General features: G+C 74.7%; 16 protein-coding genes and 1 tRNA gene. 8 read left to right on the top strand and 9 right to left on the bottom strand.

Going from position 1 to position 15,723, the window contains the following annotated elements:
• Positions 1-15 precede the first annotated feature (15 nt).
• A complete protein-coding gene (locus tag NFS20_RS08835; protein ID WP_251151411.1) occupies positions 16-591 on the top strand; it encodes a hypothetical protein in 576 nt (191 codons plus the stop codon).
• On the top strand, positions 588-1,580 hold the full coding sequence (locus tag NFS20_RS08830) for a hypothetical protein (protein ID WP_251151410.1): 993 nt from the start codon (positions 588-590) through the stop codon (positions 1,578-1,580). The genes NFS20_RS08835 and NFS20_RS08830 overlap by 4 nt, the downstream gene beginning before the upstream one ends.
• Before the next feature lie 10 nt (positions 1,581-1,590).
• On the opposite strand, the gene NFS20_RS08825 is transcribed toward NFS20_RS08830, so the two are convergent.
• From NFS20_RS08825 to NFS20_RS08815, 3 genes are all read right to left on the bottom strand, one after another.
• On the bottom strand, positions 1,591-1,989 hold the full coding sequence (locus tag NFS20_RS08825; protein ID WP_251151409.1) for a DUF6841 family protein: 399 nt from the start codon (positions 1,987-1,989) through the stop codon (positions 1,591-1,593).
• A 51-nt stretch (positions 1,990-2,040) separates the two neighbouring features.
• Positions 2,041-2,973, bottom strand: a complete 933-nt coding sequence (locus NFS20_RS08820; RefSeq protein ID WP_251151408.1) for a serine protein kinase RIO — start codon at positions 2,971-2,973, stop codon at positions 2,041-2,043.
• A gap of 266 nt (positions 2,974-3,239) precedes the next feature.
• Positions 3,240-4,067, bottom strand: a complete 828-nt coding sequence (locus NFS20_RS08815; RefSeq protein WP_251151407.1) for a metal-dependent hydrolase — start codon at positions 4,065-4,067, stop codon at positions 3,240-3,242.
• Positions 4,068-4,278: 211 nt separating this feature from the next.
• Here NFS20_RS08815 and NFS20_RS08810 point away from each other — a divergent pair, with 211 nt between their 5' ends.
• Entirely contained in the window at positions 4,279-4,671 is a 393-nt protein-coding gene (locus NFS20_RS08810) for a DoxX family protein (RefSeq protein ID WP_251151406.1), read from the top strand.
• Between the two features lie 60 nt (positions 4,672-4,731).
• Here the strand turns inward: NFS20_RS08810 and NFS20_RS08805 are convergent, their stop codons facing one another.
• The gene (locus NFS20_RS08805; RefSeq protein ID WP_251151405.1) at positions 4,732-5,874 is read right to left on the bottom strand and encodes a glutathione-independent formaldehyde dehydrogenase; all 1,143 of its coding nucleotides are present in this window, start codon (positions 5,872-5,874) and stop codon (positions 4,732-4,734) included.
• 262 nt (positions 5,875-6,136) lie between these two features.
• Between NFS20_RS08805 and NFS20_RS22155 the strand changes: the two genes are divergently transcribed.
• From NFS20_RS22155 to NFS20_RS08795, 3 genes are all read left to right on the top strand, one after another.
• On the top strand, positions 6,137-6,268 hold the full coding sequence (locus tag NFS20_RS22155) for a hypothetical protein (protein WP_285821116.1): 132 nt from the start codon (positions 6,137-6,139) through the stop codon (positions 6,266-6,268).
• A 220-nt stretch (positions 6,269-6,488) separates the two neighbouring features.
• Positions 6,489-6,562: transfer RNA gene (locus tag NFS20_RS08800), tRNA-Ala, on the top strand.
• A gap of 26 nt (positions 6,563-6,588) precedes the next feature.
• Positions 6,589-7,851: an RtcB family protein gene (locus NFS20_RS08795; protein ID WP_502800797.1), complete on the top strand. Its 1,263-nt coding sequence runs from the start codon at positions 6,589-6,591 to the stop codon at positions 7,849-7,851.
• A gap of 120 nt (positions 7,852-7,971) precedes the next feature.
• On the opposite strand, the gene NFS20_RS08790 is transcribed toward NFS20_RS08795, so the two are convergent.
• The 3 genes from NFS20_RS08790 to NFS20_RS08780 are packed head-to-tail and all read right to left on the bottom strand — an operon-like array spanning position 7,972 to position 11,076.
• On the bottom strand, positions 7,972-8,850 hold the full coding sequence (locus NFS20_RS08790) for a DUF2705 family protein (protein ID WP_251151404.1): 879 nt from the start codon (positions 8,848-8,850) through the stop codon (positions 7,972-7,974).
• Positions 8,837-9,814 (bottom strand): ABC transporter ATP-binding protein, encoded by a 978-nt coding sequence (locus NFS20_RS08785; protein ID WP_251151403.1) that lies wholly within the window; start codon positions 9,812-9,814, stop codon positions 8,837-8,839. The genes NFS20_RS08790 and NFS20_RS08785 overlap by 14 nt, the downstream gene beginning before the upstream one ends.
• Positions 9,811-11,076, bottom strand: coding sequence for a LolA family protein (locus tag NFS20_RS08780; protein ID WP_251151402.1), 1,266 nt, complete (start codon positions 11,074-11,076; stop codon positions 9,811-9,813). The genes NFS20_RS08785 and NFS20_RS08780 overlap by 4 nt, the downstream gene beginning before the upstream one ends.
• A 122-nt stretch (positions 11,077-11,198) precedes the next feature.
• Between NFS20_RS08780 and NFS20_RS08775 the strand changes: the two genes are divergently transcribed.
• On the top strand, positions 11,199-11,888 hold the full coding sequence (locus tag NFS20_RS08775; RefSeq protein ID WP_251151401.1) for a response regulator transcription factor: 690 nt from the start codon (positions 11,199-11,201) through the stop codon (positions 11,886-11,888).
• 25 nt (positions 11,889-11,913) lie between these two features.
• Entirely contained in the window at positions 11,914-13,284 is a 1,371-nt protein-coding gene (locus tag NFS20_RS08770; protein ID WP_251151400.1) for a sensor histidine kinase, read from the top strand.
• Between the two features lie 50 nt (positions 13,285-13,334).
• Here the strand turns inward: NFS20_RS08770 and NFS20_RS08765 are convergent, their stop codons facing one another.
• Together NFS20_RS08765 and NFS20_RS08760 are read right to left on the bottom strand one after the other, a co-directional pair.
• Positions 13,335-14,891: a sensor histidine kinase gene (locus tag NFS20_RS08765; RefSeq protein WP_251151399.1), complete on the bottom strand. Its 1,557-nt coding sequence runs from the start codon at positions 14,889-14,891 to the stop codon at positions 13,335-13,337.
• Positions 14,884-15,654, bottom strand: a complete 771-nt coding sequence (locus NFS20_RS08760) for a response regulator transcription factor (protein ID WP_285821115.1) — start codon at positions 15,652-15,654, stop codon at positions 14,884-14,886. Before NFS20_RS08760 ends, NFS20_RS08765 begins: the two co-directional genes overlap by 8 nt.
• Positions 15,655-15,723: the final 69 nt, after the last annotated feature.

Genomic DNA, 15,723 nt, shown 5'->3' with positions numbered 1-15,723 from the left:
GGGAAGGACCGGGCCATGTCGACGGAGACAGGACAGGGCGGACGACGCCGGTCCCCGCGTCATGTCACCGCCGTGCTGCTGACGGCCGGGGTCGTGTGCGCGGGCGCGGCGTGCAGCTGGGACGGCGAGCAGCCCGCACCGGACGCCGGGACGGCGACCGACGGCGCAGCGCCCCCGGCGCAGGGCGGAGCCTCCGGCGGCTCGCCCGTCAGGATGGGGACCGCCGCGCAGCAGATCGGCATCGACTTCGCCGAGGTGCGTGCGACGTTCCTCGACGAGATGACGGCGAGCTGTGGTGGGGAGCTGTGCGTGACCGTCGTCTCGGACCCCTCCGACGCCGGGCCCGGCTGCCTCTACGACGGCTCCGACCCGGCGTGGCGCGAGGACCTCACGGTCGAGCGGTGGTCGACCGTCGTCCTCCTGGCCGACTGCAGTGCGACCACCACGGACCCCGGCAGCACGGACCCCGGCAGCACGGAGCCCGGCGCCACGGACCCCGGTACGACGAGCACGACGAGCACGACGACCGGCACCGGCGGCGACCCGAGCGGTACCGACGCCGGGGGCGGCACGACGGGCGACGGGCCGTGACCGAGGGTCCTCCGGCACCCCGCGGTGCTGACCGCCCGGCCGACGCCCGGCCACCGGAGGACGCCGACCCGAGCACCGACGTGCCGCGCCTCGCGCGGATCGCCACGGAGGTCGTGGCCCCTGCGGGACTGCTCACCGCGCTGCTCTACTTCTTCGGCCGACAGCGCGCCATGTTCTTCTACCAGTACTTCGGTGTCGACGTCACGTCCCTCCAGCTCACGTCGACGGACTACCTGGTGCTCGCCCAGGACGGCTTCCTCCTGCCCCTCGCGGTGGTGGCGGTCGTCGTCCTCGTCGCGCTCTGGGTGCGCGGCGGCTCGGTCCGCGCGGGCGAGCGGCGCCCGCACCCGCGCGTGCTCCTCGGCGTCGGCGTGGTCGGAACGGTCCTCGTCGGGTTCGGGCTCTTCCAGGCCGTCTGGCCGGGACGAGGGCTCGCGGACGGCGTCCCGTCCTGGGTCGCGCCGCTCTGCCTCGCGCTCGGCCTCCTGGTCCTGGTCGCCGTCGTCCGGAGGTGGCGCGACGAGCTCCGTCGTTCCCGCCCGGAGTGGCGTCCACCGTCCGTCGCCGCACGCCTCACCGAGTGGGCGGCGGTGTTCACCCTCGTGGCCGTCTCGCTCTTCTGGGCGGTCGCGAACTACTCGGCGGACATCGGGGAGAGCCGCGGCCGTCAGTTCGAGGCGGAGCTCGCCGGGTACCCCGGCGTCGTGGTGCGCAGCACGACGGACCTGCGGCTCGTGGCACCCGGCGTGGAACCGCTGGTCTGCGCTCCGGAGGGTGCCGCCTTCCGGTACCGGTACGACGGGCTCGTCCTCGTGCAGCAGGCGGGCGGGACCTACTTCCTCGTCCCCCGCGACTGGTCGCGCGCGGCCGGCGACTCCGCGGTGCTCGCCGTGCCGGTCACGGCCGGGGTGCGCCTGGACTACCTCCCGCCGGACCCGCAGGGCGGGGCGCCGCGGCAGGGGCCGGTCGCGCCCGACGGCGGCTGCTGAGAGCCGCGGCTCACGCGCCGTCGGGCGCCTCCGGGACGACGACGCACACCTCGAACCCGTCCCGGGCCCGGCGCAGCAGGTAGCGCACGGTGCGCGACTCCTTCTCGTTCGCGTTCTCGTCCCGGTAGCTCCAGCGCACGCGCGCCCACAGGAGTGCGTCGCCGACCTCCTCGACGTCGTCGAGGTACGGGGCGGCGGCCACCAGCCCGCGCTCGCGGTGACCGCGAGCGGCGTCCCGGGCGGCGTCCCGCACCGTGTCGGGGTCGGGGACGATCTCGGACGAGCCCTGCCGCACGGTGAGCGCGGGGAAGGCGTACGCCTCCGCGATCGCGTCGAGGTCGCCCGTGCTCACCGCCACCCCGAACGTGGTGAGGAACGCCTGGACGTCGTCGCTGTCGTAGGACTCCATGTCCTCGTTTCTACCCTGCGCGCGGCCGCACGGCGCGGGCGCGCGCGGAAGTCACCACGCCTGGGCGAGGAGGTCGGCGAACAGCTCGTCCGCGTCGGCGTCGAGACCACGGGAGCGGAACCAGGCGGTCATGGTCCGGCAGTCGCGCAGGAGGAGCTCGGTGCCGAACGGGTTCGCGACGAGGTCCACGACCTGCGGGAGGTCGATGAGGACCAGGCGGTCGTCGTCGGCGAGCACGTTGTAGGGGGACAGGTCGCCGTGCGCGTAGCCGAGGCGCGCCATGACGGCCATCGCGTCGCGCAGCTGGTCCCACCACGAGACGAGCACGTCGGCGTCCGGCCGCGTGCGGGCGAGCCGCGGTGCGGCCTCGTGCGCGTCGCCGTCGCTCGTCCCGACGAACTCCATGAGGATCTCGTTCCCGTCGATCTGCACCGGGTAGGGGACAGGCACGCCGGCAGTCCACAGCTCGGCCAGCGCCGCGAACTCGGCCGCAGCCCACTGGCCCGCCGCGACCTGGCGCCCGTAGGAGGACTTGCGGTCGAGGGCGCGTCGGTCTCGGGTGCGCCGCACGCTCCGGTCCTCGGTGTACAGGGTGTCGCGCCGGAAGGCCCGGTGGTCGAGGTCGCGGTAGCGCTTCGCGGCGAGCAGCGACCGCCGGGCCGGGTCGCCGGGGACGGCGCGCTCGACGAGGTAGACGTCCGCCTCCTTGCCGGTCTTGAGGACGCCGAGGTCCGTGTCGACGGCGGCGTCGGCCGTCACGAGCCACGGCGGGTACGGCTCGGGACCGCGCTGGCCCTTCTCCACGGCGTGCCACGTCGACCACCGCTGATCGGGGTCGAGCGCGGCGTCCAGCACGCCGAGGGACTCGCCGGCATCGTCAGGGCGGTCCGTGCGGCGCAGGCGCCGCGGCGGGGGAGTGCGCGGGTCGCGCGCGAACGTCGGGGGCAGGTACGGGTACGGGTCGGACAGGTCGTGCTCGGGCACGGTGGCTCCTTCGGGCGAGGAGCGCTCGGTGCCGGCCCGGCGCCGGTACGGCGCGGGCGGACGGCGGCCGGCTCAGCGGCGCGCGGCGCTCCCGGGGGTGGTGGACACGCGGGACTGGCTCGTCCAGCTCATGGCGTACCTCCGTCCTCCGGTGCCCGACGACGCGGGCGGCTGGTCAGACCGTGCCATCGCCGGGTGGGGTGCGGCAACGTCTTTTCCCGCCGTCGACGTGTCGTTCACCTGCCGCCGCCTGCCGCCGCCTGCCGTCAGAAGGCGACGGCCACCGCGCTGCCGATCACCGTGACGAGCCGCTCCCACGTCCCGAGCGTGTCGAAGCCCATCTGGTCGAGCGCCGACCACGTGAACCCGACCACGGCGTAGAGCCCGACCGCCGTCGCGAGCAGCCATTCGCGCACCGAGCCCGTGTCGCCGAGGAGCGGGACGGCGAAGCTGCCCCCGGGTCGCCAGACGTCGTCCACGAGGAGCGAGCGCCGCACCCAGCGCGGCGAGCGCAGCTTCACGGGCCACAGCAGCGGGGCGCCGTTCGTCGTGAGCACGTCGCCGAGGATGTGCACGGTCACGCCGAGGCCGACGGCGACGGGGAGCCAGTTCCACTCCTCGGGCGAGAAGAGGGCGACGAGCGCGGCGACGGTGAGCGACGTGAGCCACGGCGCGAGCTTGCCGCGGCGCGTGAGCTTGAGGGCCTTGAGGGCCAGAGCGACGAGCAGGACGGCGAGGACGCCACCACCGACGTACACGGTGCCGAACGACTCGGTCTCGACCGTCAGGAGCCCTGCAGCCCAGGCGAGCGCCGTGAACACCGCGATGCCGAGGAACGAGTGCGTGCCCTGCCGATGCCCTCCGGAGACGGCCTCGACGGCGTCGGAGACCCACTCGCTGACGGGCGGCAGGGAGTGGGCGAAGGTGCCGTTGTGGTGGTCCGCGTCCGGCAGGAGCGCGGCTCCGGCGCACACCACCGCGCCGGTCATGACCCCCACCGACGACACCGGGTGCAGGCCGAGGGCGAACGGGGCCGTCGACGTCACGGCGATCCAGGCTGCGGCTCCCGTGGCGGCATGGTTGGCACCCATCATGGTGAGGCGGTCTCCTCGTGGTCGGTCCCGCCCCGTCCGTCGGCGTCGGGAGGTCTGTCCGGAACGTCCGAACCCTACCGGCGGTCCCTGACACCGGCGCTGCCTGATCCGAGACCGCGAGAAAAGTGTGCCAAGCGCGGATCGGCGACGCTGCCAGCACACGGCGAGACCTCGCCGAGCACCTGGGCCACGCCCGCCGTAGCCTCGACCGGTGCGCCCTCGAACCCTCTCCGCCGTCGGCCTCGCCACCCTCCTCGGGTCGTCGGGCGTGCTGCACCTCGTCCGACCGCAGGTCTTCGAGCCGCTGATCCCGGAGGGTCTCGGCTCCCCGAGGGCGTGGGTCGTGGGGAGTGGTGCGGCCGAGCTCGCGTGCGCCGTCGCGCTCGCGCTGCCGTCGACGCGCCGGCTCGGGGGAGCGGCGAGCGCCGCCCTCCTCGTGGGGGTGTTCCCGGGCAACGTGAAGATGGCGCTCGACTCGCGCCGCGGCGCGCGCGCGTGGGCTCGGCGACCGGCCGTGGCGTGGGGTCGGCTCCCGCTCCAGGTCCCGCTCGTCGCCTGGGCGGTCTCCGTCGCGCGGGACCAGGGTCCCGGCCCTGTCGGGTAGACGGCGGCCCTCGCCGCGAGGCGGGGGCCGCGCGCCGGACGGGACCGGCTGGACGGTCCGTCAGGCGCCGGGCTTGAGCAGCACCTTGGTCCAGCCGTCCTCGCGCGCGTCGAAGCGCGCGTAGCCGTCCGCCGCCTCGTCGAGTCCCAGCTCGTGCGACACGATGAACGACGGCCGTGCCCGGCCCGCCACGACGAGGTCGCGCAGCTGGCGGTTGTACCGCATGACCGGCGCCTGGCCGGTGCCCATGTGCTGGCCCTTGGTGAAGAACGTGCCGTAGTCCCACCCGATGCGGCCCTGCTTCGCGCCCTCGTCCTGCGCGCCCGGGTCCTGGGGCACGTAGACGCCCACGACGCCGATGCCCCCGGTCGAGCGCACGACCTGCACGAGGTTGTCGAGCACGAGCTCGGGGTGCTCCTCGCCGGACGGGTCGTGGGCCTGGTATCCCACGGCCTCGACGCCGCTGTCGACGCCGCGCCCGAGCGTGGCGTCCATGATCTGCTCGACGGGGTCGCCGCGGGAGAAGTCGACGCCCTGGGCGCCGATCGACTCGGCGAGCCGCAGGCGGTCGGGCTCCTTGTCGACCACGAACACGCGTGCGGCCCCGCGGATCAGCGCGCTGTGCGCGGCCATGAGCCCGACCGGGCCTCCGCCGAAGACCGCGACGTCGTCGCCGGGCGACACCCCCGCGAGCTCGGTGCCGTGCCACCCCGTCGGGAAGATGTCGGAGAGCATCGTGAAGTCGTTCTCGTGGTCCGTGCCCTCGGGAAGCTCGAGCAGGTTGAAGTCCGCGTACGGCACGCGCAGCACCTCGGCCTGGCCGCCGTCGTAGGGGCCCATGTTGGCGTAGCCGTAGGCGGCGCCGTCCATGCCCTCCGTGGGGTTGGTGCGGAGGCAGAACGAGGTCCAGCCGGCGATGCAGTTGCGGCACGTGCCGCACGCGATGTTGAACGGGACCGAGACGCGGTCGCCCACCCGGACCCGGTCGACGGCGTCGCCCACCTCCTCGACGATCCCCATGTTCTCGTGGCCCAGGACCTTGCCCTCCTCGACGGCGGTCCGGCCCTCGTACATGTGCAGGTCGGAACCGCAGATGTTGGTGGTCGTGATCCGGACGAGGGCGTCCGTCGGCTTCTCGATCCTGGCGTCGGGGACCTCGGTGACCTCGACCTGCTTCGGCCCGCGGTAGACGACGGCGCGCATGGCGACCTCCTGGCTGTCAGGCGTGCGGACCCGTGTGCTCGAGCCCGGCACCGCCATCGTGTGCAGGCGAGAGGGTGCTCGCACGTGGGGCGGCGACCGGGACGGTGACGCGACCGCGGGCACGCGAATTGCGCTCCCGACATCTTTAACGACCACCTTCCACAAATGGGTTGTGCTCTTCCGGTCAATGCCGTACGGTATTCCTCGGTCCACCCACAGCCGTGCCTTCGGGTGCGGAGATCGACGAGAGAGGAGCAGCGCCGTGCGAGCATTCCACCGGTACGACTCGCGTCGTCCCGTGCTGCGGGACGAGCACGAGCTCGGCCTGTCGAGCGCGCCGCGAAAGTGCTGCTCCACGGATGTTCTCGAGCCCTCCGGCGGCTCCGTCGTCTGACCCTCGCGTCGACACGACGGGCCGCTCCGGAGAATTTCCCGGGGTGGCCTTTTTCATGCGCCGACCATCGGTCGGTGCTGCATTCCCGCGACCATTCATCGTCATTCTTGCCGGCGCCGTGCGTGCATCGTCCGCGCGGCCGTGGTGAATGCATGACGGTGGGCGGTGCGCTTCTTCGTGGTCCTTTCGTCACGACGTCTGCCCGACGTAAAGGGCACCAGCGCACGTAGCTCAGCGGAAGAGCGCCGGCCCCTCGCGGGTCGGGCGTCGAGGGTTCGATCCCCTCCGCGCGCACCCCGTCCCGCCACCCGGCGGGCACCATGGGAAGAAGACCCGAGGAGGTCGTCACCGTGAGCACCGAGGCCCACGCGTTCCCCGTCCCGCTGTCCGGCGCGAAGGCGCCCACCCTGATGTGGGCGCACGAGCACGAGGTCGAGAGCGCCGCGCTCCAGCAGCTGCGCAACATCGCCGCGCTGCCCTGGGTCGAGGGCGTGCGCGTCATGCCCGACGTCCACCTCGGGAAGGGCGCGACCGTCGGCTCCGTCATCGCGATGCGCGATGCGGTCTCGCCCAACGCGGTCGGCGTCGACATCGGCTGCGGCATGATCGGCGTGCGCACCTCGCTCACCGTGGAGGACCTGCCGGACGACCTGCGCGCGGTCCGCTCGCGCATCGAGGCGGCCGTCCCCGTCGGGTTCCACGCGCACGACCAGCCGATCGACCCCCGACGGCTGCGGTCCATCTCCGGGAGCGGTCCCGCCGAGGTCGCGCGCGGCGCCGAGGCGTTCTGGTCGCGGTTCGGCCGCCTCCACGGCAGGGTCTCCGACCTGGAGGTCCGGGCCCGTCGTCAGCTCGGAACGCTTGGCTCAGGCAACCACTTTGCCGAGCTGTGCTCGGACACCGAGGGGCGTGTCTGGCTCCAGCTCCACTCGGGCTCCCGCAACATCGGCAAGACGCTCGCCGAGCAGCACGTGGCGATCGCCAAGCGGCTCGAGCACAACCAGGGACTGGTCGACCGCGAGCTCGCGGTCTTCCTCGGCGGCACGCCCGAGATGGACGCGTACCTCGCCGATCTCTGGTGGGCCCAGGAGTACGCGGCGCGGTCTCGCGCGGTGATGATGACGCTCGTCGTCGACGCGGTCCGTGCCTCGTTCCCCGACCGGGACGTGACGTTCGAGGAGGCGGTCAACGTCCATCACAACTACGTCGCGGTCGAGCACGTCGACGGCCAGGAGCTCGTCGTCACCCGCAAGGGCGCCATCCGTGCCGGCGCGGGTGACCTCGGGCTCATCCCGGGGTCGATGGGCACCGGCTCGTACATCGTGCGCGGCCTCGGGAACCCGGAGTCGTACTGGTCGGCGTCGCACGGCGCCGGTCGCCGGATGTCGCGGACGAAGGCGAAGAAGACCTTCACGCTCGACGACCTCGCGGTGCAGACGGCGGGCGTGGAGTGCCGCAAGGACTCCGGGGTGCTCGACGAGATCCCCGGCGCGTACAAGGACCTCGACGCGGTCGTCGCGGCGCAGTCCGACCTCGTCGAGGTCGTCGCGCGACTCACGACGCTGCTCTGCGTCAAGGGCTGACTCGGGGGTCACCACGCGGACGCCGTCGGCATCGGGACCTCCCGGCGCCGACGGCGTCCGTCGTGCCGTCGCCGCTGTGCTTCTCGCTCCTCGCCACCTCGGCCGTACCGGGTCGTGGCCTCAGGACGACACGTCCGCCGTCGTGAAGCGGCTCCAGGCGAGCGCGCCGAAGACCGCCGCCCACGCCGCCTGGACGGCGAGGCCCCCGCCGAGCACGCCGACGTCGATCTCCGCGCGCAGCAGCTCGCCGACGTCCAGCCAGTGATGGGTGAGGAGCGCGCCGTGCACGGCGGACAGCTGCGGGAGGGCGTCGAGGACGCCGGACACGATCGCGACGACGACTGTCGCCGCCATCGCCGCGACCGGGACCTCGGTCAGCGTCGAGAAGAACAGCCCCACCGCGACCAGTCCGGTGAGCGACAGCCCGACGTACGCGACGATGCCCGCGGTGCGCGCCACGCCCTCGGCGGTGGAGACCGTGTCGCCCGACAGCAGCGTCACGTCGCCGACCCCGAAGTACGCCGCGCCGGTGACGAGCCCGGAGAGGGCGATCGCGACGACCGTGCACGCCGCGAAGACGAGCACGGCGAGCGCCTTCGCGGCGAGGAGCCTGGTGCGGGGCACGGGGACCAGCAGGAGGTAGCGCAGCGTGCCGGCCTGCGCCTCGCCGGCGACGGCGTCACCCGCGACGATGCCCACGACCAGCGGCAGCAGCAGGGGCAGGCACGCGACGAGCGCGGTGAGCACGAGGAACAGGCCGTTGCCGGTCACCCGGTCGAGGAACGGCGGTCCTCCGGCACCCACCGCGGTGTCCTGGGTCACGAACACCACGGTGCCGATCAGCACGGGCACGAGGGCGAGCCCGACGAGCAGGACGACGTTGCGACGCCGGCCCAGGACCAGGCGGATCTCGCTGCCCAGCAGCCTCGTGAAGGCGCCGCGGGTGCGGGTGGGCGGGGTCGCCGGCCCTGCGCCGGTCTCCAGCTCAGCGAGCGACATCGAAGCCCTCCCCGGTCAGCTCGACGAACAGGTTCTCCAGGCTCGGCCGGCGGACCTCGAGCCCGACGAGGTCGAGCCCGGCGCCGACCATCGCGGCCGAGATCTTCTCCGGCGCGACCATGCCCAGGCGTGCGGACAACGCGGTCCCCTCGGCCTGCACGTCGACCAGGCCGAGGTCGCCGAGGAGCCGTGACGCGCCCTCGACGCAGGCACGCGTGGTGGTGACGACGACCGTCGCCTCGCCGTCGGCGGCGAGCTCCTGGGGCGGTCCCTGCACGAGGAGCCGCCCGCGGCTCATGACGCCCACGTGCGTGCACACCTGCTCGACCTCTCCCAGGAGGTGCGACGACACGAGGACCGTCGTGCCGGTGTCGGCCAGATCGCGCAGGAGGTGCCGCACCTCGCGCGTGCCCTGCGGGTCCAGACCGTTCGTCGGCTCGTCGAGGACGAGCAGCTCGCGCGGTCGCAGCAGGGCCGCGGCCAGCCCGAGACGCTGCTTCATCCCGAGGGAGTACTGGCGGAACGGCTTGCGGGCCGCCGCCGTGAGCCCCACCCGGTCGAGTGCGGCTCCGGCCCGGCGGTCCCGGGTCCGGGGGTCGGCGGTCGCGTCCACGGCGTCGAGCCGGTCGAGGTTCGCGCGCCCGGACAGGTAGGGGTGGAACCCGGGCCCCTCGACGAGCGCGCCGACCCGGGGCAGGACGCGCGGCCCCGCGGCGGGCATCGGCTCCCCGAGAAGCGTGGCCGTGCCCGAGGTGGGCGCGACCAGCCCCAGCACCATGCGCAACGTCGTCGTCTTCCCGGAGCCGTTCGGCCCGAGGAAGCCGTAGACGGCGCCGCGCGGCACCTCGAGGTCGACCCCGTCCACCGCGACCTGACCGGAGCGGAAGCGCTTGGTCAGGCCGCGGGTGCGCACGGCGGGGTGCTGCGTGCCGGCAGCGCTCGTCGTGCTCGTCGTGCTCGTCATGCGAGGTCGCGCAGCACCTCGGCGGGCACGGCCCCGACGAGGACGCGGCCGTCGTCGGTCACGAGCACGGAAAGCAGCGCCGAGGAGATCAGCCGGCCCTCGGGGACCTCCTCGGTCAGCTGCTCGTAGAGCGCTGCGGCGTCGATCTCCGGCAGGCCGGGGGCGGTCCCGTCCTCCCCGACGAGCTCGCCGTAGAGGTCCTCGGCACCGGCGGAGCCGAAGCTGCGCTCGACCCCGGGGAGCGCAGCCGCCGAGGCGGGGTCCCCGGCGAGCAGGCCGGCGACGTCGACGCCGTCCACCGACACGACCGTCTCCCAGCCCGTGCCGCTCACCGAGACGCCCTCGGGCGCCGCCGTCAGCGCCTCGGGCCCCGGCGTCGCGTGGTCGGCCGGGTCGGGCAGCGGGACCTCGACCTCGCTCGTGGACGCCCCGGCGGGCGCCGCGAAGTCGAAGACGGCCTCGTCCGGGGTCGTGAAGGACACGTCGGTGAAGCCGATCTCCAGCGCGGGAGTCTGCGTGTCCTGCGTGCTCCAGACCTGGACCCGCAGCGGTGTGGACGTCTCCGCGTCGACCGCGACGAGGACCCGCTCCACGAGGGTGCCGTCGGTGCGCGGCACGAGGCCGAGCTGGTAGGCGTCGCGTCCCGCGACCTGGGTGGCCGTGCCGACCGTCACGTCGGTCGAGAGCGCCGCGTAGGCGACCAGCGCGTCCGCCGCCTGCGCCGGGGTCGGCAGGTCGCCTGCGACGTCGGGTGCGGTGCCCGTGCGGGCGGCCTCGTCGAGCTCTTCGTACGCCGCGAGGTCGTCCGGCGCGACCGTGTAGTGCACGACCTCGTCGTCGCGGCTCGAGTACGTCCAGGCCTCCGGACCGTCCCGCACCACGGAGAACTCGGACAGGTCGCCGAGCAGCGCGGCGCGCGAGCGACCCTCGCCGTCGGACCACAGCCGCACGGTCGAGCTGCCGCCCAGCAGGTCGAGCGGGCTCGCGCCCTGCAGCTCCTCGAGCGGCAGGTCGGGCAGCCCCAGCCGTGCGGTGTGGACCACCGTCCCGGACAGCGGGACCGGCTCGGCCTCCGCGACCTTCGCCAGCAGCTCGGCCGGGGTGAGCTCGGGGAGGTCGGAGTCGGCGGAGGCCACGAGCGCGGGTGCGGCGAACGCGCCGGCGACGACCGCGGCGACCACGACCGGTACCGCCCAGCGTGCGCGGCGCGACGGTCCGCGGACGGGCTCGGACGGGGACGAGGAGACGGGTTCGGCAGCCATGACGACACCGTCGCACACGGCACCTGAGGCCACGCTGAGAAGGGGCCGCCCCCGCTGCCCCCCGGCGCGCGGGAGCCGCGCCACGGGTGCCGTGCTCGCGCCACGGGTGCCATGCTGTCGACGTGCGGGTACTGGTGGTCGAGGACGAGCGGGGTGTCGCCCGGGCGCTGCGCCGCGGCCTGCTGGCCGAGGGGTTCGCCGTGGACGTCGCGCTCGACGGGCGGCGAGGGCTCGAGCTCGCCGCCTCCGGCGAGTTCGACGCCGTCCTCGTCGACATCATGCTGCCCGGCCTGAACGGGTACGACGTGGTCGCCCGTCTCCGCGAGCGGCAGGTCTGGACGCCCGTGCTGATCCTCAGCGCCAAGGACGGCGAGTACGACATCGCCGACGGCCTGGACCTCGGCGCGGACGACTACCTCACGAAGCCGTTCTCCTTCGTCGAGCTCGTCGCGCGGGTGCGGGCCCTCGTGCGGCGTGGACCTGCGCCGCGGCCGGCCGTGCTCACGGTCGGCGAGCTCTCCCTGGACCCGGCGACGCGCGTCGTGACCCAGCGCGGCTACGAGGTCGTGACCACGGCGCGCGAGTTCGCGCTCCTCGAGTACTTCATGCGCCGGCCGGGACAGGTCCTGAGCAAGGGCGAGCTGCGCGACCACGTCTGGGACGCGGCCGGGGACGGGCTCAACGTCGTCGAGGTCTACGTCGGCTACCTGCGGCGCAAGTTCGGTCAGGCGGCCATCGAGACGGTGCGCGGCGCCGGCTACCGCCTGGTGGCGGTCGGCACGACCGCCGGACCCGGTCCCGTCGCGCCGTGACCGGTCCCGGGGACCGGTGACGGCCGTGCGGACCACGTGGTCGTTGCGTGCCCGGCTCACCGTCCTGGCGTCGGTGCTCCTCGCGGCCGCGCTCGTGGTCGGCGCGCTCGCCCTCTCCTCGGTGGTGTCGGGAGGCCGCGTCGCCGCGCTGGACGACATCGCACGCGGGCGTGCGCTCCTGGTCGCCCGGCTCGCGGCGAGCGACCAGGTCCCGGACGTCCTGCCGGTCTCCGAGCCGGGAGAGGTCGTGCAGCTCCTCGGGCCGTCGGGCGACGTCCTGGCGTCCTCGGCGTCGGCGAGCCGGACCCTCCCCGTCCTGCCGGCCGACGAGGTCGCGGGACTGCGCGCCGAGGCCGAGGCCGCCGACGACGTGCGCGTGGTCGGCACGGACCGCAGCGCCTACGACGCCGCGGCGCGGGTCGCGGTGGCACCCGTCGCGGGGCCGGAGGGGACCACCGCCGTGGCGAGCATGCCGCTGCGGGAGGTGGAGGGGGTGGTCCGGGCGCTGCGCGTGTCGCTCGCCGTCGTCGTCCCGCTGCTCACGCTCGTGGCGGCGGGGGTGATCTGGACGGTGCTCGGGCGGGCGCTGTCTCCCGTGGAGGAGCTGCGCCGGGGCGCCGACGCCATCGCCCGGTCCGGGGGACCGGGCGCGCTGCCCGTCCCGCGGGCCGACGACGAGCTCGGTGCGCTCGCCCGCACGCTGAACGCGATGCTCGACAGCCTCCAGGCGGCCGCCGCACGGCAGCGGTCGTTCGTCGCCGACGCGGCGCACGAGCTGCGCTCGCCCGTGGCGGCGCTGCGCGCGAGCATCGAGGTCGCGCGGCTGCACCCCGCGGCGTACCCCGGGAACGAGCTCGCGGTCGAGCTCGAGGACGAGGTGCGTCGGCTGCAGGCGCTCGTCGACGACCTCCTGGTCCTCGCGCGGCTCGGCGCGCTGCCCGTCGTCGACGAGGACGTCGACCTCGGGGCGCTCGCGCGCGAGGTCGTCGCCGTCTCGGGGGAGCGGCCGCCGGGGGAGCACGGGCGCCCTCCCGTCGCGGTGACGGTCGTCGTGCGGGGCGCGGCCGTCGCCCGGGGCGACCGGGCCGCCGTCGCCCGGATCCTGCGCAACCTGGTCGACAACGCCGTCCGGCACGCCACGTCGAGCGTCCGGGTGACGGCGGCGCCGGGCAGCCTCGTCGTCGACGACGACGGACCGGGCATCGACGCGGCGGACCGCGAACGCGTCTTCGAGCGCTTCACCCGGCTCGACGAGGCGCGCGAGCGCGACGCGGGCGGCACCGGCCTCGGGCTGGCGATCGCGCGCGAGACCGCCCGCGAGCACGGTGACGACGTGGTGCTGGGAGAGTCCCCGCTCGGTGGCCTGCGCGCCGAGGTGACGATGTCGCGGGCCTGATCCCGGCGCGACGCGTGCGGGTTCCGGAGCCCGCCGACGCCGACGGCGCGTCAGTACCGCTGCCGGGACCGGGGCAGGCGCACCGCGAGCGTCGTGCCCGCCGAGCCCGGTTCGTCGGCGGTGCTCGACGTGACGGTGATCGTCCCGCCGTGCGCCGCGACGATCGCGTCGACGATCGCGAGCCCGAGGCCCGTCGACCCGCCGGTGCGGTTGCGCGCGTCGTCGCCGCGCGCGAAGCGGCGGAAGAGCACGGGCCGCAGCTCGGGCGCGATGCCCGGGCCGGCGTCGGCGACCTCGACGACGACGGCGTCGCCCTCGTCGCGCACGCGCACGTCGACCCGGGTGCCCGGCGGCGTGTGCGTGCGGGCGTTGGCGAGCAGGTTCGCGAGCACCTGCCGCAGGCTCGCCTCGTCGCCCGTCACGACGAGGTCGACGTCCGCCTCGTCGCCGCCGTCGTCGGTGCCCGGCAGCTCGAGCCCCCAGTCGTGGCCCGGGCCGGCCGCGTGCGCGTCGGTGACGGCGTCGACGGCGAGCGCCGCCAGGTCGACCGGCTCGCGGTCGAGCGGGCGCCCGGCGTCGAGCCGCGCGAGGAGGAGCAGGTCCTCGACGAGACCGGTCATGCGCACGGCCTCGGACTCGATGCGGTCGAGCGCGCGGGACGTGTCCGGGGGCACGACGTCGGGGGAGCGGCGCACGAGCTCGGCGTAGCCGCGGATGGACGCGAGGGGCGTCCGCAGCTCGTGGCTCGCGTCGGCGACGAACCGGCGCACCTGCGTCTCCGACTCGTGCCGCGCGACGAGCGACGTCTCGACGTTCTCCAGCATGCGGTTGAGGGCGGCGCCGACCTGCCCGACCTCGGTGCGCTCGTCGGTGAGGTCGCCGGGAACCCGCGGGATCGCGTCGATCTCGCCGCGCGCGAGCTCGAGCTCGGAGACGCGGCCCGCGGCGGCGGCGACGTCGTCGAGCGGGCGCAACGACCGGCGCACCAGCCAGGTCCCGAGCACCGCCGCGCCGACGAGCCCGACGACACCGAGCGCCACCTCGACGAGGACGTACTGCTGCACGGTGGCGTCGACGTCGGCGGTGCTCTGCGCGACGACGCTGCCGACCCCGTCCTCTCGCGTGGTCGCGACGGCGCGGTACCCGCCGAGGTCGGGGACGTCGACGTCGTGCGGCTCCCCGTCGACGGGGACGGAGGTGAGCGCTGCGACCTGCGCCTCGTCGAGCTGGACGAACGACCCGGTCGTGGTGACGTAGCCGGCCAGCGCGACGGTGCCGCCGTCGGTGCGCACGACGACGGTCCCCGGCCCGACGCCGAACGGGAACCGGGCGGGGTCGTCGCCGGCGCCGGGGTCGTCCGGGAGATCTGCCGGCACGTCCGCGCCGGGTGGACGGTCCGCACGCGGCGGCTCCGCCTCGCGCCGGCTCGCCTCGACGAGCGACTGGTCGAGCTCGTCGACGAGCTGACCGCGCAGCGCGAGCGCCGACGCCGTGGCGAGCGCCGCCGTGACCAGCAGCAGCACGCCCAGGAGCACCACGACGAGCCGTCGCCGCAGCGTCGTCGCCCGGGGCCGGGTCGCCGGGGACGCGGTCCCGGCCTCACCCACGCGCGTCGTCCGTCGTCGCGGCCGGCTTGAGCACGTAGCCGACGCCACGCAGCGTGTGGATCATGGGGTCGCGGCCCTTGTCGATCTTGCGCCGCAGGTAGGAGACGTAGAGCTCGACGATGTTCGCCTGCCCGCCGAAGTCGTAGTTCCAGACACGGTCGAGGATCTGCGCCTTGGACAGCACGCGCCGCGGGTTGCGCATGAGGAACCGCAGGAGCTCGAACTCGGTCGCCGTCAGGCGGACCTCCTCGCCCGCGCGCCGCACCTCGTGGGCGTCCTCGTCGAGCTCGAGGTCGCCCACGACGAGGACCGCGTCCTCGCGCTGCGCGGACGCGCCGCCCCGGCGCAGGAGCCCGCGCAGCCGGGCGACGACCTCCTCGAGGCTGAACGGCTTCGTCACGTAGTCGTCGCCGCCCGCGGTGAGCCCCGCGACCCGGTCCTCGACGGCGTCGCGCGCGGTGAGGAACAGGACGGGCACGTCGGTGTCGCGCTCGCGCAGGCGCCGCAGCACGGTGAGGCCGTCCATGTCCGGGAGCATGACGTCGAGCACGACGACGTCGGGCCCGGTCTCCCGTGCCGTGCGGACCGCGGTGTGGCCGTCGAGCGCCGTCGAGACGTCCCAGCCCTCGTACCGCAGCGCGGAGGTGAGGAGCTCGGCGAGGTTGGGCTCGTCGTCGACCACGAGGACGCGCACGGGCGAGCCGTCCGGCCGGGTCAGGCGGGGACGGTCGGCGGGCTGGCTCGGGAGCGGTGCGGCGGGCATGGTTCCAGCGTCTCGCGGTCGGCCACGGACCGCCTGTGGCGCGACTGTGCGCTCGCTGTGCGTGACGCG

The organism is Cellulosimicrobium sp. Marseille-Q4280, assembly GCF_943181405.1.
Taxonomy (GTDB): domain Bacteria; phylum Actinomycetota; class Actinomycetes; order Actinomycetales; family Cellulomonadaceae; genus Cellulosimicrobium.
This window is presented reverse-complemented; position numbering and strand designations above follow the sequence as displayed.